Genomic DNA, 17,391 nt, shown 5'->3' with positions numbered 1-17,391 from the left:
AGGTCAGGCGGCGGGTCAGAGCGAGGTGGTGCGGTAGCGGGAGCGGAACTCCGCCAGCAGCTCGTCGGTGATCCGCGCGCCCGCGGCGACGGCCGCGTGCACCTCGCGGAAGTACCCCTCGTAGCCCGAGGGCGTGTAGAGGCAGAGCGCGCGCACGGTGTCGTCACCGGCGTTCCTGAAGCCGTGCGGGGTGCCGCGCGTCGCCGCCAGCAGGTGGCCGGGGCCGACGGTCACCTCGCCCGCGCCGTCGTGCAGGGTCAGCTCGCCGTCGAGGACGTAGAAGTACTCGTCGTGGCCGTGGTGGACGTGCGGGCGCGCCCCGACGACGCCCGGGTCCAGCGTGAACTCCTCGAACGCGAACCGGTCCCCCGTGTGCTCCCCGGTCAGCCGGAAGAAGTGCCGGACGCCGGCGACGTCGATGAGCTCGCCCTCGGCGGGACGCCGGAGCAGAGGACGCGGTTCGGAGCTCTCGTTCGCGATCATGCCGGGCATTCTGCCATCCGAGGCAACGACGGCCCCCGCCCCTACGCGAAACGGCGAAAGGGGATAATCCGGATCATGGGAAAGACCTACGACCGGATCGACGGCCGGTTGCGCACGTTCATCGAGTCACAGCCCATCTTCTTCACGGCGACCGCCCCCTGGCCGGCGACGGCACGGTCAACCTCTCGCCCAAGGGCCTGAAGGGCTCGTTCGCCGTCCTGGACGACCACACCGTGGCCTACCTCGACTTCGCCGGCAGCAACGCCGAGACCATCGCCCACCTGCGCGAGAACGGCCGCGTCACGCTGATGTGGTGCGCCTTCGACGGCCCGCCGAACATCGTGCGCGTGCACGGCCACGGCGAGCCGGTCTTCCGCGACGACCCTCGCTGGGCCGGGCTGCTGCGGCACTTCCCGGACATCGACCCGGCCCCGCACGGCCTGCGCGCGATCATCGTCGTGACCGCCCGGCTGATCCGCGACACCTGCGGGTACGCCGTCCCGTTCATGACCTACGACGCCGACCGCCCGCTGCACGGCTCCCGCTTCGCCCGCGAGGACGACGAGTCGCTCGACGCGTACTTCCACAAGAAGGAGCACGTGGCGACCAGCATCGACGGCCTTCCCGGGCTGCCGCTCCCGCTGCCCCCGCTCCCCCTCGACGACTGACCGGACGGACCGGCGTCACAGGACGGCGAGGGCCTTGGCGATGTTCCACTCGGCCAGGTCCAGCATCCAGCGCCGGTCGGGGAAGTCGGTCTCGGCGATGCGCAGCGGACCCTCGATCAGCGAGAGCACCTGCGCGTACCGGTAGAGCTCCAGCCGGTGGGGGTCGAGGGCGACCGGTCGCAGCGCCGGGTAGGCGTCCTCGAAGCGCATGTGCAGCCAGGCGTGCTCCCACTCGACGTCGAAGTAGGTCAGGCCCTCGAAGTCGATCATGACGGGTTCGCCCGCGGGCGTGACGAGCACGTGGTCCGGCCCGAGTTCGCCGTGCACGAGCCCGTACCGTTCGCGGGGGGCGACCGCGTCGCGCAGACGGCGTACGTGGGCGGCGATCCGGTCGTGCGCCCGGCCCATCCGGGCGTCGCGGGTGGCGACGGCGGCGAGATGGGCGAGCGCGCGGTCCATGATGACGTCCTCGGCGGGCCGGGACGGCCGGGCCTGACCGTCGGCCAGGTGGGCGAGCTTGCCGTAGGACGGGCCGAGGGTGGCGTGCATGCGGCGCAGGGCGTCGCCGAGCGCGGCCAGCGGCCCGGCGGCGGCGGCGGCCGGGTCGCGTTCCATCAGGGCCTCCAGCGTCGTGGCGCCCGCGTCCTCGACCGCCGGGGACGGCGGCCAGTAGTTCTCGCCGGCCGCCCAGACGTAGAGGATCACGCTGGTCGCGTCGTCCAGCCGGAGCCGGTAGACGCCCTTCTTGCTGCCGCCGGTCAGCCGGTCGAGCGCGGCCGGCCGCCGGTCGGCGCCGAACTGCTCGGCGACCAGATCGCGTACGTCGTCGGGCCGCAGGAACGTTCTGGTCATGATCGTTTTTCTATCACTCCCCGGGTTCGCCCGTTGAAAACAAAACTCCAAATTGGTTTTATAGATCCAGACCGCCGGGGAGGTCCCGACGGTTCCCCCTCAAGGAGCGACGATGAAGCTCACCCAGGCCGCGGCGGCCACGTTCGGACTCGACGACGAGGCATGGAAGCGGCACGCCAACCCGTGGAGCGTGTGGACCCGGATGGCCGGGCTGGCGCCCATCCTGCTGCCGATCTACTTCCGCGAGGCGCTCGGCTGGTGGGCCCTGGCCCCGATCGCGGCGGGCGTGATCTGGATGTGGCTCAACCCCCACGCGTTCCGGCCGGTCCACGAGCCGCGCAGCTGGGCCTCGAAGGGCATCTACGGCGAGAAGCTGTACGCCGCCGACCACTCGCCGGCCGCCGCGGCGCACCGCCAGATGATCCGCCGGCTGCTCGCCATGGCCGCCGTCGGCCTGGGCGTCATGGCGTACGGGCTCGTCCGCGTCGAGCCGTGGCCGTCCGTCTTCGGCCTGACGCTCATCATCGTCTCCCAGCTGTGGCAGATCGACCGTTTCGTGGCCATCTACGAGGAGGGCCTGCGCCGCGCCGCCGTCGCGGGTTCGTGAAAACATCTGATCGGCATAACTGGTCGTGCAGGAAGGTTGTCCCCGATGCCGCCCGCGTTCACCGCAGAGGAGAAGGCCCGCATCACCGCCCTGTTGCTGGCGAACGGCGAGAAGCTGTTCACCGGCCAGGGGCTGCGCAAGACCTCCCTGGAGGAGCTGATGGCCCCCACGGGGGTGGCCAAGAGCAGCTTCTACGTCTTCTTCGACTCCAAGGAGGCGCTGTACCTGGAGCTGATGCTGCGCCAGACCGGTGAGGTGCGGCGCCGGGTCATCGACGGCGCGCTGATGAGCGCCGACGACCCGCGCGAGGCGCTGCGCCGGTTCCTGCACGCCACCGTCGAGGAGTTGTCGGTCAACCCCCTGTGGCGCCGGCTGATGACCCATCCGGAGGAGATGCAGGCGGTGGCCCGCAAGCTCGACCCCGAACGGGTCGCCGCGATGTCCGGCAGCCCGGCCGCCGCCCTCACCGAGTACGTCACCGCCCGCCGGGCCGCGGGCGAGCTGGTCGACGCGGAGCCCGCCGTCATCATCGGCGTGCTGCAGTGCGTGCTGCTGGTGCCGATGTTCGCCGAGCGGCTCGGCGACCCGGCCCTGCACTCCGGGATCATCGACCTGCTCATCGACATCGTCGCCGCGGGGCTGGCCCGTCCCGGCAGCTGACCTCCCGGCGGACGGCCTCCCGGGGGTGGAGATATCTACAGGGAGAGTCGAGAGTCAGCCGCAATGGCGGCCGCCGCGCGATCGGCGAGGCTCCTGGGCATGGCAAACACCGCAACCACGGCAATCCCCCACCTGGCCGGCGGCCGTCGAAGATACGCCTGGCCGGCGGCGGGGATCGTGCTCGGACTGTTCGGCACGAACAGCGAGTGGTCGATCCCGCCGGCCGGGTGGCTGTTCTCCATCGGGCTCAAGCGCTTCACCCGGAGCTCGGGCGGGCCGGCCGGGCTGGCCGTGCTGCGGCGGGCCGCGTACCGGGGCTGACCATGGGATATCCGGAGGAAGGTGCGATGATGCCACGGGCTCGGAACGGGAAGACGCGGACGACAGGGAGACGAGGAGTGAAGGCGAGACTCGCGACGCCGGTGCTGGCGCTGGCCATGATCGGGCTGTCGGTGGCCGGCGTCGTCGCGGCCGTCCTGGTCGTCATCAGCGCGCTGCCGGCGGTGGCCGGCCTGGGCCGGTGGGTGTTCCCGCCGGCGGTGTCGCTGCTGTGCGCGGTCGCCGGCGCGGCCCGGCGGCTGGCGGGCCGGCTCGGCGTGCGCGTCGAGCGTCCCTACGGCCCGGGGACGGACGCGTCCGCGCTGCTGAAGGATCCGGCGACCTGGCGGGACGTGCTGTGGGGCGTCCTCGACCCGCTCATGGGCACGTGGGCGTCCGCGCTGGCGCTCGGCATGCCGCTCTACGGCCTGTACGGCGTGGCGGTGCAGCCGTTCGTGTGGCGGGCCAACCTGCGGGCCGGCGGTGCGAACGCCTACGGCGTCATCCACGTCACCTCGACGGCCGCCGCGCTGGCGGCGATCCCGGTCGGGCTCGCGCTCATCGCGCTCGGCCTGTACATCGGCCCCGCGCTGCTGCGCCTGCGCGCCCGGTGGGCCGGCGCGCTGCTCGGGCCGTCGCGCACGGCCGCGCTGGAGCAGCGGGTCGAGACGCTGGTGGAGACGCGCGCCGGCAGCGTGGACGCCCAGGCCGCCGAGCTGCGCAGGATCGAGCGCGACCTGCACGACGGCGCGCAGGCCCGGCTGGTCGCCCTGGGCATGGGCCTGGGCCACGCCGAGCGGCTGTTCGACGAGGACCCGGAGACGGCCCGCGCCCTGCTGGCCACGGCCCGAGAGTCCTCCTCCAAGGCCCTGGACGAGCTGCGCGACCTGGTACGCGGCGTCCATCCGCCGGTCCTGGCCGACCGCGGCCTCGCCGACGCGATCCGGGCCCTGGCGCTGGACTGCCTGCTCGACGTCGAGGTCACCACCGACCTGGCCGGACGGCCCGCGCCGCCGGTGGAGTCGGCCGTCTACTTCGCCGTCAACGAGCTGCTCGCCAACACCAGCAAGCACGCCGGCGCCGCGACGGTCCAGATCACGCTGGGCTACCGGCACGGGATACTGAGCTGCGACGTCGTGGACGACGGCGGCGGCGGCGTCGATCCGGCCGACGGCACCGGGCTGCGCGGCATCCAGAGCCGGCTGGCCGTCTTCGACGGGACGATCGCCGTCGACAGCCCGCCCGGCGGGCCCACCCGGGTGCGTCTGGAGGTGCCGTGCGCGATCAGGTCCGAGTAGTCGTCGCCGAGGACCTGTTCCTCATCCGGGACGCGCTGGTCCGCATGCTGACCGAGCACGGCTTCACGGTCGTGGCCGCCGTCGACAACGGGCCGTCGCTGCGCAAGGCGCTGGCCGAGGAGCGGCCGGACGTGGCGGTCGTCGACGTGCGGCTGCCGCCGTCGTTCACCGACGAGGGGCTGCAGGCCGCGATCCAGGCGCGCCGCGACCGGCCCGGCTTCCCGGTGCTGGTGCTGTCGCAGTACGTGGAGCAGCTCTACGCCCGCGAGCTGCTGGCCGACGGCGCGGGGGCGGTCGGCTACCTGCTGAAGGACAGGGTGGCCAACACCGGGCAGTTCATCGACGCGGTCACCTCGGTGAGCCGGGGCGGCACGGCGATGGACGCGCAGGTCATCGCCAAGCTGCTGACCCGCGGCGACGCGCGTGGCCGCACCGGCGAGCTGAGCCCGCGCGAGCGGGAGGTGCTGAGCCTGATCGCCGCCGGGCGGTCCAACACGGCGATCGCGCACCAGCTCGTGATCTCCGCCAGCGCGGTCAACAAGCACATCTCCAGCATCTTCGGCAAGCTCCAGCTGCCCGAGTCCGAGGACGACAACCGCCGGGTCCTGGCCGTCCTCGCCTATCTCAACCGCTGACCGCGCCGCGGCGGGCGTAGTCGCCGATGGCGGGCCGCAGCAGGTCGTAGGCCTGCCGCGCGGTGCGGGCGAGGGCCGCGAAGATCTGCTCGGACTCCTCTCCCGCGAGGACCCGGCGCTGGGCCTCGTCGAACAGCAGCCGCTCCACCCCGGCGAGCGCGGCGGCCACCAGGCGGGGCGTGAGGCCGGGGTCGCCGGTCTCCTCGGCCAGGAGGGCGGCGAGCTTGGCCTCGGCCTGGTCGTGCAGCTGGCGCAGGCGGGCCCGCAGCACCGGCGTGTCGCGTACCATCCGCTGCCAGTCGGCGCCCGCGTCGGGGATCGCGCCGTCGCGGCGGCGCAGCCGTTCGTCGTAGTCGCGGTGGGCGGCCTCCAGGGCCGACTCGCCGGGCTCGCGCCGCGACACGGCCCCGGCCAGGCCGTCGACCACCTCCTCGTGCCGGTCGAGGATGAGGTCCTCCTTCAGCGGGAAGTGGTTGGTGACGGTCATCTTGGCCACGCCGGCGGCGGCCGCGACGTCGGCGATGGTGACGTCGTCGTAGCCGCGCTCCAGGAACAGGCCGGTCGCGACATCGGAGATGAGCTGCCGGGTCTGGTGTTTCTGGCGTTCCCGCAAGCCCTTGGATCGTTCGGTCACGAGCTGCCGCCCTTCCGCGCGTTCATTAGGTTTGACCTAGCGAATAGGTCGGACCTAGTGTTTGGAGTCGTCCTAGTCAATCGATCCTAAGGGTGTTCGATGACCACCACCTCTGCGGCCGGGGCCGCGCGCGACCGGCTCGATCCGCACCTGCTGCGCATGGGGATCGTCCTGATCGCGGCCCCGATCCTGGCCACCATCGACGCCACCGCCGTGGGCATCGCGGCCGACGCGATGGCGGCGCACTTCCGCACGTCGCTGACCGACGTGCAGTGGGTGGCGGCCGGCTACCTGCTCGCGATCGCGGTGGTCATGCCCCTGTCGGGCTGGCTGAGCCGGCGGTTCGGGGCCAAGCGCACGTGGATGGCCGCCGTGGCGGTCTTCACGGCCGGTTCGGCCCTGTGCGGCCTGGCCTGGTCACTGCCGGCCCTCATCGCCTTCCGGCTCGTGCAGGCCGTCGGCGGCGGGCTGATGAACCCCGTCGGCCAGGCGATCCTGGCCCAGGCGGCCGGGCCGTCCAGGATCGGCCGGGCCATGAGCGTGCTGACGATCCCCGTCATGTTCGCCCCGGTGCTCGGGCCGATCGTGGGCGGCCTGGTCGTCCAGCAGCTCGACTGGCGCTGGATCTTCTACCTCAACCTGCCCGTCTGCCTGCTCGTCCTGCCGGTGGCGGCCCGCGTCCTGAACCGGGACGAGGCCGGGCCCGACAACGCGCCCGGGCTCGACCTCCTCGGCCTGGCGCTGCTCTCACCCGGCCTGGCGGCGGTGGTCTACGGGCTGACCACGGCGGGCGGGCGCGAGGGGGCGTGGACGCCGGCCGTGCTGATCGGCGTGGGGCTGGCGCTGGTCGCGGGCTACCTCGTGCACGCGCTGCGCACCCGCCATCAGCCGCTGATCGACGTACGGCTGTTCGCCAGGGGCGGCTTCACCGCGGCCTGCGTGGCGTTGTTCCTGCTCGGGGCCTCGCTCTACAGCTCCATGATCCTGCTGCCGCTGTTCTTCCAGCACGACCGGCACGCCGACACGCTCTCCACGGGCCTGCTGCTCACCCCGCAGGCGCTCGGGGCCGCCGTCGGCTCGTTCGCCGCCGGACGGCTGGCCGACCGCCACGGCCCGCGCGCCGTCGTGACCGGCGGGCTCGTGCTCTCGCTGGCCGGGCTGCTCGCCTTCACCCAGGCCCCCGCCCGTCCGGACACCTGGCTGCTGACCCTCTGCCTGGTCCTGTACGGCCTGGGCATCGGCGGCGTCTCCGCGCCCACCATGGCCGCGGCCTACGCCTCGGTCGACAGGGAGCAGACGCCGGGCGCCGCCGGCGCGCTGAACGTCGTCAACCGGCTCGGCGGCTCGCTGGGCACCGCCATCCTCACGACCGTCCTGGACAGCGGGCTGCGCCAGGGCGCGGGCCCGGCGCACGCCTACGGCACCGCGTTCTGGTGGGCCTTCGGACTGTGCCTGGTCACTCTGCTCCCGGTGGCCTTCTTCCGCCCGGCGCACCGTGGTGGTCGGCCAGCCGGGTGAGCAGGTCGACCAGGCGCTCGCGGTCGGTGGGGGGCAGCGGGGCGAGGAACTCGTCCTGGGCGCGGGCCAGCAGGCGGTCGAGCTCGGCCAGCCGGCGGCGGCCCTCCGCCGTGATGGTGACGATGTTGCGGCGGCGGTCCCCCGGGTCGGGCGCACGTTCGACGAGGGCGCGCCCGGCCAGGTCGTTGACGGTCGCCACCATGTCGCTGCGGTCGATGCCGGTACGCCGGCCGAGCGCCGCCTGGCTCGCGGGGCCGTACTCCTCCAGCGCGGCGAGCAGCGCGTAGTGGTAGCGCCGGACCTCGGCCTGGGCGAACGCCTGGTCCACGATCCGGTTGGCGGTCAGCGCCGCGTGGTTGGTCAGCCTGCTCGGCAGCGCGCGCAGCCGCTCCGGCAGCTTCCCCTCTGGGGTGTTCACAGAGGCAATCTAACAAGTCATTGGCACCACCCACGATTGTCTGTATTGTTGGCCAAACCAACGTTGGCCCAACCAACTATCAGGTGAGGTGCAACATGTCTGAGACCGATGTCCGGACCGGCCTGCCGCACGACGTGGCGGCACTGGCCGCGCTGATCCGGGGCCGCACGCTCCAGCCGGGCGACGAGGGCTTCGCGGACGCCTGCTCCGGCTGGCTGCTGACGGTCGAGCACCGGCCCGCGGTGGTCGTGGTCGCCGCCGACGCCGGCGACGTGGTCACCGCCGTCACGTACGCGGCCCGGACGGGACGCGCGGTCTCGGTGCAGTCGACCGGGCACGGCAAGTCGCTGCCCGCCGACGGAGCCGTCCTCATCGCCACCGGCGAGCTGCGCGAGCTGTCGGTGGACCCGGACGCCGGCACCGCGCGGATCGGCGCGGGCCTGCGCTGGGGCGAGGTGGTCGCCGCGGCGGCCCCCCACGGGCTTGCGCCGCTGTGCGGGTCGTCCGCCGAGGTCGGGGTGATGGGCTTCCTGACCGGGGGCGGGCTCCCGCTGGCCGCCCGCACGTACGGGTTCGCCGCCGACCGCGTCCGCTCGCTCGACGTCGTCACCGCCGACGGCCGGCTGCGGACCGTCTCGCCCGGCGCGGAGCCCGACCTGTTCTGGGCGGTACGCGGCGGCAAGGGCAACTTCGGCGTCGTCGTCGCGGCCGAGATCGAGCTGCTGCCGCTGCGTACGGTCTACGGCGGCGAGCTGTACTACCCGGGCGAGGACCCCGGGCACACCGCCCACGTCCTGCGCTCCTATCTGGCCTGGGCGAAGGAGCAGCCGGAGGAGATGTCGTCCTCCGTGACGCTGGTGCGTTTCCCCGACGCGCCGCAGTTGCCGCGGGAGTTCCGCGGCCGCTCGATGGTGCAGGTCCGGACGGTGTACGTCGGGGACGAGGAGCGGGGCGCCCGGCTGGTGCAGCCGTTGCGCGAGCTCGGCCCGGAGAAGGACACCTGCGCGGCCATGCCGTACACCCGGATCACCGAGATCTACCAGGACCCCCGTCACCCGGTCTCGGCGCACCTGCGCAGCGCGCTGCTGCGCGAGCTGGACGACGACGCCGCCGCGGAGCTGGCCTCGTTCATCTACCCCGCGCGGACGCGGGGCCCGTTCCCCGGCATCCAGCTGCGTCACCTGGGCGGGGCGCTGGACCGGCCGCCCGCCCGCCCGCACGCGGCCGGCACTCAGGGCGCGGCCTTCCTGCTGTGGATGCGGCTGCCGGCCCCGCCCGGCCAGGCCGAGACGGCGCGCGCGGCCGCCGACGAGGTGCTGGACCGGCTGCGGCGCTGGGACACCGGCGCCATGCTGCCGGGGTTCATGTTCGACCACGACGCGACCCCGGACCGGGTCAGGCGCGCCTACTCCGAGGCGGACCACCGGCGGCTGTCCGCGCTCAAGGCCCGGTACGACCCGGACCGGCTGTTCCGCGTCAACCACAACATCGCCCCGGCCGCGCGGTGAGGCGGCGCCGGCCCGGAGGGGGCCGGGCCGGCGCCGTCCGGCCGGGTCACACCGGCCGGAAGTACCACAACTGCTGGCCCGCGTACTCGTCGCAGGTCCACTGCTGGATGTTGGCGCCGTTGTGCGTCCAGCCGTGGTCGACGTCGAGGCACTTGCCGCTCTTCTGGTTCTCCAGGAAGTAGAAGGTGTTCCACCACGCGTCGGTGTAGGCGTACTTCCAGCGCCACATCTGCTGCGGGACGTTCACGCACTCCCACTGCTTCACGTTCGCGCCGTCGAAGGTGTAGCCGTTGTCGACGTCCAGGCACTTGCCGCTGTGCTGGGCGCGCAGGAAGAACCACTCGCTCCCGGGAGCCACCCGCTGGTACTGCCAGTGCTGCTGCGGGACGTTGACGCACTCCCACTGCTTCACGTTGGCGCCGTCGAAGGTGTAGCCGTTGTCGACGTCCACGCATTTCTCCGGCGCGGGGAAGCGCCGGCGGATCTCGAACAGGTAGGACCAGGGCTCGGCGAGCGTTCGCCCGCGGGCCGCCACGGCCCCGGAGGCCGGGGCCGCCGCCGACCACAGGGGCACGGCGACCGACACGACCATGATCACGGCCAGCAGCCCCCGGCGGCCGATCCGTCGAAGATGTACGCCCTTGCGCACCGCATGCTCCTTTCCGCCGTTCCGTCCCTTGCAGGGTGCGCCGCCGGCGGCCGGAGGGCATGAGTACCGCCCTACTCAGGTGAGCGGGAAGCGGCGGCGGGCTGGCCATCGAGGGGTGGGAGCGTCCATGATCGGCTCATGCTCAGCACCAGTGAGGGCGCGCCGATGAGCGCCTACGTGACCCGCCGGCCACTGCTCGCCGGCGCCAACCCGTACGTCACCCTCTACGACGGCGACGTCCCCACCGGGTACGCCTCCCTGTGGCAGGTCGACTGGTCCACGCACGGCGCCGGCGCGGTGATGGTGGTGTGGACGCCCGCCGGCCTGCGCGTCGTGAGCGACGACCCCGAGCTCGGGACGTGGATCGAGGAGCACTTCGTCCGGCACTTCGACGAGGCCGCCGCGCTGCCGTCCTGGCCCGTCGCGCGGGTGCAGCAGGCCGCCGTGGACCTGCGCGTGGACCCCGTCACGGGCGCCCACGCCAGCGCGGCCGGCCTGGCGGTCAGCATCACCGGGCCGCTGGACGCCAGGCCGTTCTCGATGGCCGACTTCCCGCTGCTGGGCGTCAGCCACGGGCTGTCGATGCAGATCATCCCGTGCGAGCACGCCTCGATCACCGTGGACGGCGTCCCCGTGCCGGGCCGGCCGGCCGTCACGCGGCCCGGCGGCCGGCCCGTCTCCTCGGCCATCACCACCGTCCACGAGGCGTGGAGCAGGTGAGACCGGACGCCACCTAGGGCAGGGGGATGCCCGCGGTGACCTTCTCCGCCCAGGCGAGCTGGCCGCGCAGCCGGGTGGAGGCGCCGCCCTCGTGCCCGTTGAACGGGTGCACGACGATCTCGGCGGGCCCGGCGTAGGCGTTGAACGCGGCGTAGACCGTCGAGGGCGGGCACGTCTGGTCCATCAGGCCGACGGAGAACAGCGCGGAGGCCGTGGCCCTGGCTGCCGCCGGCCACCAGGATCCGGGCCGGGACGATCGTCGGATGGGCCCGAACCACGCGCCGGGCGACGACGCGGCGGCGGCGGTCGCCCTGGTCGAGGCCGCCTACGAGTCAGCCGGGACGGGCCGCCCTGTCACCGTCCCCCGCGCCCCCGCTCCGGGTGAGCGGCGGGCCAGCAGGGCGAAGCGGTGGGCGTGGGCGGTCAGCGGCCGGCCGCCCGCCATCCGCTCGTGCAGGGCGCGCAGGCGGCGGTCGTACCGGACGGCGTCGAAATCGGGGACCTGCCACGGCACCATCCGCAGGAACAGCACGAGCGCCCCGACATCGTGGAACGTCGTCCGCACCCGCGCCTGCGCGCTCCACGTCACGGTGAGCCCCGCCCCGGCCAGCCCGGCGGCGGCACGTGCGAGGTCCCAGCCGCGGTACGCGAGCGGCGGCGCGCCCAGGGCCAGGTTGACCTCTTCGAGGTCGCGGCCGCCCACCTGCTGGGTGACGAAGACCCCGTCGTCGGCCAGCACGCGGCGCACCTCGCGCGGGTCGTACGATTCGTGCCGGTTCGCCACCACGGCGAACGCCTGGGCGGGGAACGGCAGCACGTCGTCCTCCCGGATCGCGGCCACCTCGACCCCGAGCGGCTCCAGGCGGCGGCGGGCGAGCGGCAGGTTGGGCGGGTGGCCCTCCGTGGCGGCGGTGCGCGGCGGCAGCGGCGCCAGGCCGGACAGGAACTCGCCGCCGCCGGTCCCCATGTCGAGCAGGGAGGCCGCGCCGGGCAGCCGGTCGCGCAGGAGGCGCTCGTAGCTCCAGGGCAGCGGCTCCTCGACGACCCGGCCGTGAAGGGCGGCGAAGTCCCAGCCCTCGATCGCCGCCGCCGACGCCCGCGTGACCAGTTCGCCGTACTCCATGGCCGTGATCGTCCCTGACGACGCCGCCGCCCGTCACGCGGTTTTCCGACGGAGGTCGGTGGCGATCAGGGACTTTCGGCCCTGACCGGCGCGTCGTCCCGGCGGAAAGGGTGGAGGCAAGGGGCGGCCCGGGGAGCGGTACGCGTGCCCCGGCCGCCGCCGTCGAGAAGCGACCCTGCTGCAAGGACGTGACCATGTGCAATTACTGCGGCTGCCGGGAGTTCCCACTGATCGGCCGCCTGTCCCAGGAGCATTGGGACATCCAGGAGTGCGCGGGGGCGCTGCGCCGCGCCGTCGGGGAGCTGCGCCACGGTGACGCCGTCACGCTGCTGGCGGACCTGATGGCCCGGCTCGTCCCGCACACCGACACCGAGGAGGGCGGGCTGTTCGCCGAGCTGCGCGCCGAGGGGTCGCTGGCCGAGGAGGTGGAACGGCTGTGCGCCGAGCACGCCGACATCCACGGCGTCCTCGGCGCGATCGACCCGGCCGCGCCCGACTGGCCCGCCGTGCTGGACGCCCTCGACCGCCTCCACCGGCACATCGACCACGAGGAGCACGGCCTGTTCCCCGCGGCCGTCATCATGCTGCCGCTGGCCGCCTGGGACCGCATCACGCCCGGCCAGTCCCCGGCGCCGACCGGCTGACCGGCCGGGCGGCGGGTCAGTCCTCCGGCGGGGCGCCGACCTTGAACAGGCCGTGCGCGCCCGCCTCCGCCTGCCGCATCGTGTGGTCCACGATCGGGTACGTGCCCGCCTCCGGGAAGACCAGTTCGGCGAAGCCGCCCTGCGCCGGGGCCAGGTCGAGCGCCTGCGCGCCGCCCGCGTCCGCGGTGCGCAGCCGATAGGCGCCCTCCTTGTAGACCGTGTCGAACGGCGCGCCCACCACGTGCAGGGACGTGCCCGAGCTGGGGCCGGCGGCCACCGCCCAGATGCGGACCCGCTCCCCCGCCGTGGCCGGCAGCGGGGCGTGGTCGTAGCCGGCGGCGGTGCCGTTGAACATCCAGCCGTCCGGGGCGCCCTGCCGGATCTTGGCGACCTGCGCCTCGCCGCCCGGCTCGCCGAGATACAGCTCGCCCTGGACCAGCAGGTACTCGCGGTCGACCTCGGGCAGGTCCGGCGGGTCGATGACGACGGCGCCGTACATGCCGTTGGCGATGTGCTGGCTCATCGGCATGGTCGAGCAGTGGTAGAGCCACGCCCCGGCGTAGTCGGCGCGGAAGCGGTAGGTCAGCCGCTCGCCCGGCTGGATCGTGCGCATCGGCCCGTCCGGTGCGGTGGCGCCGGCGTGGAAGTCGATGCCGTGGCCCATGGTGGCGGCGTTGACGAACGTCACGACGAACACGTCCCCGACCTTGCCGCGCAGCACCGGGCCCGGCATGGTGCCGTTGAACGTCCAGACGCGCTGCCGCACCCCGGGCGCGACCTCCTGGACGAGCCGGTCGTCGGCGCGGATCTCGACGTGGTGCTCGGTGCCGCCGGGCGCGGGCCGGAGCGTGGCGTCGTGGGGTCGCCAGCCGGACGACATGGGCGCCGCCAGGTCGAGCGCCCCTGGCACGGCGGGCGCGGCGGGGGCGGCTTCCGTCGTCGTGTGACCGGTGTGGCCGGTGGCGTCCCGGGGCCGGGATGCCGCCGCCGAGGAGCCGGTCGGCGCCAGGCGCATGGTCATGCCCGCGGCGCGGTGCCCGGCGACCGTGCACCAGCCGTCCACCGGCCCGCCCAGCGGCGCCAGGCGCAGCGTCGCGCTCTGGCCGGGGGCCAGCATCGGGGTGCGTTCGCCGGTCGCCAGGCGCAGGTCGTGCCGCTGGGCGTCGGCGTTGGTGACCCGCAACGTCAGCACGGTCCCCACGGGGGCCTCGATCACGGCGGGGCGGATCCGCATCCCGGACAGCGTCACCTCGACCGTCCGGGAGCCGGTAGCGGTCACCGCCGCCGGTCCCGACCCGCCGGACGTGGCGACGACGACCGCGGCGGCCGTCAGCAGGCAGCCGGCGACCACCCCGGCGAGGGCGGGCAGCGACCGCCGCCACCCCGCGCCGCCCCCGGCGGCCGGGAAGGCGGCGGGCGGGGAGGCGGCGGGCGGGCGGGTGCGGGTCAGGGCGGTCGCCGCCAGGGCGACGAAGGCCAGCGCGGCGGCCAGCACCGACGCCCATCCCAGCAGCACGACCGGCCGCGGCACCGGCAGGACCAGCAGCGGCACCCCCACGTTGAGCGCCACCAGCCGCGCCGGCCGGCCGCGCTCCAGCAGCGCCGCGTTCTGCTTGAACCGGGCCGGGCCGCCGCCCAGCACCGCGGGCAGCAGGTGCAGCAGCGACCCGAGCAGCACCTGCGCCACGAACCCGACCAGCACCAGCGGCAGCAGCGGGGCCAGCGCGGCGGCGACCTGGTGCGCCGGCCTGGTGGCCACCACCACCAGATCGGCGGCCAGCGCCACCTCGAACCAGACGATCGCCGCTCCCAGCATCCACGCCGCGCCGGTGTGCGGCCGCCTGCGCCGCAGCGCGTCGCCGAGGGGGACGAGCACCGCCAGCCCGCCGGCCGCGTACGCCGCCAGCCCGGCCAGGGCCACCCACCGCCAGCCCGCCAGCAGCCCGGCGACGGCCACCGCCAGTCCCGGCGCGGCCAGCCACAACCCCACGCGCGAGGCCCGGCGGGTCCGGTCCGACATGCGGGTGCGCAGGACCGTCGGCCACAGGGTGAACAGGGTGCCGAGCACGGTGAGCCCGATCCAGCCGAAGACGTTCACCTGGGAGTGGGCGGCGCTCATGCGCTCGTGGAGCGTGCCCTGGACGGTCCGGGCGGCCATCAGCCCGCCGAGGACGCCGCCGGCGGCGAGCGCGCAGGCGGCGGTGACGTACCAGCCGATGACGTGGCCGAACCGGCCGGGCAGCGCGCCGCGGACGAGCCGGACCAGGACGGCCGCGTGCCACAGCACCACGCCCGTCAGCAGCGCCGCGCCGGCCGCCGCCAGGTGCCACGGCCCGTACGCCACCCCGGCCAGCACCGCGACCGCGGCCGTGTTGAGCAGGGCCAGCCGGGTCAGGCTCCCCCGCTCGGACGGGCCGCGGACGCGCAGCAGCGCCACCGTGAAGTGCTCGCTCCAGATGAGCACGGCCGTGCTGACCGCGCCGAGCAGGAACACGTGGATCAGCAGCCACGACGGCGCCGGCAGCACGTCGCCCGCCAGGGCGGCCACGACGGTCAGCGCCAGCCAGGCGACGACGATCGCGTTCGCCCGCAGGTGCCAGGACGCGCGGGCCCGCCTCGGCGGCGGCGGCAGGTCGATCGGCCTGCCGCTCTCTATACGGATGTCGACCGGCATCCCGGGCACCTTCCTGTCCGTGGCCGGCGAGGCCGGGTGATTCGGGGGCCGCGCCGCTCAGGCACGCCGCGCCGCCGTCCGGTCGAGCACCTCGTACACCGGGCGCCGGGGGACGCGCGGGACCGGCGGGCCGTACCCGAGCCTGATCAGCATCTGCACGTGCCCGAACGGTCCGGGCCGGTCGCCGCGGTGCTGCGGTGGGCGCAGGTCGAGCGGCTGGCTGAACATCGAGGCAGCCACGCCGTGCGCGGTGGCGGTCAGCAGGACGCGTTGCAGGGCCTGCCCGGCGCGCAGCCAGTCGTGCGGGCCGTCACCCCGGGTGAACAGGGCGACGAGCTGCGGCTCCGCCTCGAAGTCGGCGACCTCGCCGCCGCCGAAGCCGCGCATGGGCAGCTCGCCGGAGCGCGGGCGCGGGCCGAAGGCGTGGGCGGGCACGCCGTCGGGGCCCGCCGCCCCGGGACGGGTCCAGCGGGCCAGCTCGGCCCGGTAGGCGGCGTCGGCCGTCAGCGTGTCGTCGGCCAGGGCCACCATGTCCAGCACCCGCCTGGCCGTCCCGCCCTTGACGAGGAGCAGCGTGGCGTCCTCGTCGTGGGCGGCGTTGACCAGGTCGAGCAGGACGTCCCTGGGCAGCGGGCGGCGCTCGAAGGGGAAGCGGTTGGTGCGCCGGTGCGGGATCATGTCGTGCAGCAGCCGCTCGTCCGGGGTGGGCGGCCCGCCGGGCGTGGCCCGTACGGTCGCCAGCAGGTCGGGCCGGCCGGTCGGGTCGGGCAGCGCCAGGACGCCGGGGTCGTGCCCGGTCATCCGGACCGCCAGCCGCAGGTTGAACAGCGCGGCCCCGCAGCTGATGCCGAGCCCGCGCCCCAGGGGGTCGGTGACGGCGAGCAGCCGGTCGAGGTCGGCGTACAGCTCCATGGTGGTGTCGTCGAGGCGGCGGAAGCGCCAGGGCTGGGTGTTGTGCACCGAGGGCGCCGCGACGGCGGAGGCGACGATCCGGCGCACGCCGGCATGTGAGGCGAAGGGTCCGTCCCAGGGGCGGGCGCCGGGGACGCCGGCGTCGGTCATCGCGGGGCTCCCGGCACGACGGTAACTGCGGGCATGTCTCCACGATGTCGCGGCCGGCGGTGCTCCCGTCAGGGACCAAAGTCCCTTTCCGCGCCTCCGATCGGCCATGCTCAGGTGGCGGGCAGCGCGGCGGCCAGCAGCACGACGCCGATCGACCCCACCAGGGCGCTGACGGCCATGGCGCGGGCCAGGCGGGGGCGGGCGCCGGCGGCGGCCCAGCCGTGCAGGGCGGCGGCGGCCATGACGGCGCAGAACAGCAGGAGTTTGGCGGCCAGGATGCGGCCGTAGCCGGGTTCGGCGAGCGAGGCCCAGGTGACGCCCTTGTGCCAGGCGATGGCCACGCCGGTGGCGAGCTGGAGCGGCAGGAACAGGGCGGCGGTGAGCAGCCCGAAGCGGCGGCCGACGGCGCCGAGCACCTGGGCGCGGCGCTCGTCGTCCAGCAGGCGCCGGGCCAGGGGCAGCAGGACGAGGGAGACGGCGAGCTGGCCGCCGACCCACAGCGCGGCCCCGAGCACGTGCAGGAAGCGCACCACCGACCACCAGGTCATCGCGCGCCCACCCGGTCGCCGGGCGCCGGCCGGCGGGGGATGCCGGTCGCGCCGAGGTGCAGCCGGGCGTAGAAGTCCTCCAGCGCGGCCAGGGTGCTGTTGATCGTGCTGGCGGCGTAGCGGCCGTCCAGCTCACCGTGGTAGGCGTGGGCGGTGCGGACGGCCACGGTCGTGTCGGCCAGCGGCTCGCCCGCCAGCAGGCCGCCGGCCGAGGCGGCGGCGACCCAGGTCAGGTAGCGGCCGACGCGGCGCAGGTAGCTGGCCTTGCTGGAGGCGGCCAGCGGCGAGCCGGCCAGCGCGGCGGCGTAGGCGGCCAGCATCGTGTCGTAGGGCGCGGCCAGCCCGCCGGCCCTTCTCCTGTCATGCACGGGC

At 74.5% G+C, this 17,391-nt stretch carries 21 protein-coding genes; 10 read left to right on the top strand and 11 right to left on the bottom strand.

What is annotated here, in order from left to right; genetic code table 11:
- Nucleotides 1-15: 15 nt before the first annotated feature.
- Entirely contained in the window at nucleotides 16-483 is a 468-nt protein-coding gene (locus tag ACNF49_RS27760; RefSeq protein WP_357977712.1) for a cupin domain-containing protein, read from the bottom strand.
- A gap of 158 nt (nucleotides 484-641) precedes the next feature.
- Between ACNF49_RS27760 and ACNF49_RS27755 the strand changes: the two genes are divergently transcribed.
- Complete coding sequence (locus tag ACNF49_RS27755) at nucleotides 642-1,151, top strand: pyridoxamine 5'-phosphate oxidase family protein (protein ID WP_482945594.1); 510 nt, start codon at nucleotides 642-644, stop codon at nucleotides 1,149-1,151.
- A gap of 15 nt (nucleotides 1,152-1,166) precedes the next feature.
- Here the strand turns inward: ACNF49_RS27755 and ACNF49_RS27750 are convergent, their stop codons facing one another.
- On the bottom strand, nucleotides 1,167-2,003 hold the full coding sequence (locus tag ACNF49_RS27750) for an aminoglycoside phosphotransferase family protein (RefSeq protein WP_482939264.1): 837 nt from the start codon (nucleotides 2,001-2,003) through the stop codon (nucleotides 1,167-1,169).
- Nucleotides 2,004-2,115: 112 nt separating this feature from the next.
- On the opposite strand from ACNF49_RS27750, the gene ACNF49_RS27745 reads away from it, so the two are divergent.
- From ACNF49_RS27745 to ACNF49_RS27725, 5 genes are all read left to right on the top strand, one after another.
- Nucleotides 2,116-2,610, top strand: a complete 495-nt coding sequence (locus ACNF49_RS27745; RefSeq protein WP_482939263.1) for a DUF6653 family protein — start codon at nucleotides 2,116-2,118, stop codon at nucleotides 2,608-2,610.
- 45 nt (nucleotides 2,611-2,655) lie between these two features.
- The gene (locus ACNF49_RS27740; protein ID WP_482939262.1) at nucleotides 2,656-3,270 is read left to right on the top strand and encodes a TetR/AcrR family transcriptional regulator; all 615 of its coding nucleotides are present in this window, start codon (nucleotides 2,656-2,658) and stop codon (nucleotides 3,268-3,270) included.
- Nucleotides 3,271-3,369: 99 nt separating this feature from the next.
- A complete protein-coding gene (locus ACNF49_RS27735) occupies nucleotides 3,370-3,591 on the top strand; it encodes a hypothetical protein (RefSeq protein WP_498703103.1) in 222 nt (73 codons plus the stop codon).
- Nucleotides 3,592-3,668: 77 nt separating this feature from the next.
- Nucleotides 3,669-4,886: a sensor histidine kinase gene (locus ACNF49_RS27730; RefSeq protein WP_482939260.1), complete on the top strand. Its 1,218-nt coding sequence runs from the start codon at nucleotides 3,669-3,671 to the stop codon at nucleotides 4,884-4,886.
- Nucleotides 4,887-4,930: 44 nt separating this feature from the next.
- The gene (locus ACNF49_RS27725; protein ID WP_357978136.1) at nucleotides 4,931-5,521 is read left to right on the top strand and encodes a LuxR C-terminal-related transcriptional regulator; all 591 of its coding nucleotides are present in this window, start codon (nucleotides 4,931-4,933) and stop codon (nucleotides 5,519-5,521) included.
- Here the strand turns inward: ACNF49_RS27725 and ACNF49_RS27720 are convergent.
- Nucleotides 5,511-6,155 carry a TetR/AcrR family transcriptional regulator gene (locus tag ACNF49_RS27720; RefSeq protein WP_482939259.1) on the bottom strand — a complete coding sequence of 215 codons (645 nt, stop codon included), beginning with the start codon at nucleotides 6,153-6,155 and terminating at the stop codon, nucleotides 5,511-5,513. The genes ACNF49_RS27725 and ACNF49_RS27720 overlap by 11 nt on opposite strands.
- 99 nt (nucleotides 6,156-6,254) lie before the next feature.
- Here ACNF49_RS27720 and ACNF49_RS27715 point away from each other — a divergent pair, with 99 nt between their 5' ends.
- A complete protein-coding gene (locus ACNF49_RS27715) occupies nucleotides 6,255-7,673 on the top strand; it encodes an MDR family MFS transporter (RefSeq protein WP_482939258.1) in 1,419 nt (472 codons plus the stop codon).
- Here ACNF49_RS27715 and ACNF49_RS27710 read toward each other — a convergent pair.
- Nucleotides 7,612-8,091, bottom strand: coding sequence for a MarR family winged helix-turn-helix transcriptional regulator (locus ACNF49_RS27710; RefSeq protein ID WP_482939257.1), 480 nt, complete (start codon nucleotides 8,089-8,091; stop codon nucleotides 7,612-7,614). The genes ACNF49_RS27715 and ACNF49_RS27710 overlap by 62 nt on opposite strands.
- 95 nt (nucleotides 8,092-8,186) lie before the next feature.
- Between ACNF49_RS27710 and ACNF49_RS27705 the strand changes: the two genes are divergently transcribed.
- A complete protein-coding gene (locus ACNF49_RS27705; protein ID WP_482939256.1) occupies nucleotides 8,187-9,599 on the top strand; it encodes an FAD-binding oxidoreductase in 1,413 nt (470 codons plus the stop codon).
- A 46-nt stretch (nucleotides 9,600-9,645) separates the two neighbouring features.
- Here ACNF49_RS27705 and ACNF49_RS27700 read toward each other — a convergent pair whose 3' ends face one another.
- Nucleotides 9,646-10,248, bottom strand: a complete 603-nt coding sequence (locus tag ACNF49_RS27700; RefSeq protein WP_357977679.1) for an RICIN domain-containing protein — start codon at nucleotides 10,246-10,248, stop codon at nucleotides 9,646-9,648.
- A gap of 138 nt (nucleotides 10,249-10,386) precedes the next feature.
- Between ACNF49_RS27700 and ACNF49_RS27695 the strand changes: the two genes are divergently transcribed.
- Nucleotides 10,387-10,968: a hypothetical protein gene (locus ACNF49_RS27695; RefSeq protein WP_357977677.1), complete on the top strand. Its 582-nt coding sequence runs from the start codon at nucleotides 10,387-10,389 to the stop codon at nucleotides 10,966-10,968.
- Nucleotides 10,969-10,981: 13 nt separating this feature from the next.
- Here ACNF49_RS27695 and ACNF49_RS27690 read toward each other — a convergent pair whose 3' ends face one another.
- Together ACNF49_RS27690 and ACNF49_RS27685 are read right to left on the bottom strand one after the other, a co-directional pair.
- Nucleotides 10,982-11,233 carry an acetylxylan esterase gene (locus ACNF49_RS27690; protein ID WP_498703843.1) on the bottom strand — a complete coding sequence of 84 codons (252 nt, stop codon included), beginning with the start codon at nucleotides 11,231-11,233 and terminating at the stop codon, nucleotides 10,982-10,984.
- Nucleotides 11,234-11,293: 60 nt separating this feature from the next.
- Nucleotides 11,294-12,091, bottom strand: coding sequence for a class I SAM-dependent methyltransferase (locus ACNF49_RS27685; RefSeq protein WP_482939254.1), 798 nt, complete (start codon nucleotides 12,089-12,091; stop codon nucleotides 11,294-11,296).
- A gap of 194 nt (nucleotides 12,092-12,285) precedes the next feature.
- Here ACNF49_RS27685 and ACNF49_RS27680 point away from each other — a divergent pair, with 194 nt between their 5' ends.
- Nucleotides 12,286-12,735 (top strand): hemerythrin domain-containing protein, encoded by a 450-nt coding sequence (locus ACNF49_RS27680; RefSeq protein WP_357977640.1) that lies wholly within the window; start codon nucleotides 12,286-12,288, stop codon nucleotides 12,733-12,735.
- A gap of 16 nt (nucleotides 12,736-12,751) precedes the next feature.
- Here ACNF49_RS27680 and ACNF49_RS27675 read toward each other — a convergent pair whose 3' ends face one another.
- The 4 genes from ACNF49_RS27675 to ACNF49_RS27660 all read right to left on the bottom strand — a co-directional run bounded on the left by ACNF49_RS27675 (nucleotide 12,752) and on the right by ACNF49_RS27660 (nucleotide 17,387).
- Entirely contained in the window at nucleotides 12,752-15,409 is a 2,658-nt protein-coding gene (locus tag ACNF49_RS27675) for a multicopper oxidase domain-containing protein (protein ID WP_482939253.1), read from the bottom strand.
- A 57-nt stretch (nucleotides 15,410-15,466) separates the two neighbouring features.
- The gene (locus tag ACNF49_RS27670) at nucleotides 15,467-16,471 is read right to left on the bottom strand and encodes an Acg family FMN-binding oxidoreductase (protein WP_357977635.1); all 1,005 of its coding nucleotides are present in this window, start codon (nucleotides 16,469-16,471) and stop codon (nucleotides 15,467-15,469) included.
- 110 nt (nucleotides 16,472-16,581) lie between these two features.
- Nucleotides 16,582-17,019, bottom strand: coding sequence for a hypothetical protein (locus ACNF49_RS27665; protein ID WP_357977632.1), 438 nt, complete (start codon nucleotides 17,017-17,019; stop codon nucleotides 16,582-16,584).
- The gene (locus ACNF49_RS27660) at nucleotides 17,016-17,387 is read right to left on the bottom strand and encodes a hypothetical protein (RefSeq protein ID WP_357977629.1); all 372 of its coding nucleotides are present in this window, start codon (nucleotides 17,385-17,387) and stop codon (nucleotides 17,016-17,018) included. The genes ACNF49_RS27665 and ACNF49_RS27660 overlap by 4 nt, the downstream gene beginning before the upstream one ends.
- Nucleotides 17,388-17,391 lie beyond the last annotated feature (4 nt).

Source organism: Actinomadura sp. ATCC 39365 (assembly GCF_054392275.1).
Note: the sequence above shows the minus strand (reverse complement) of the source record. Positions and strands in the feature narration are given on the sequence as shown.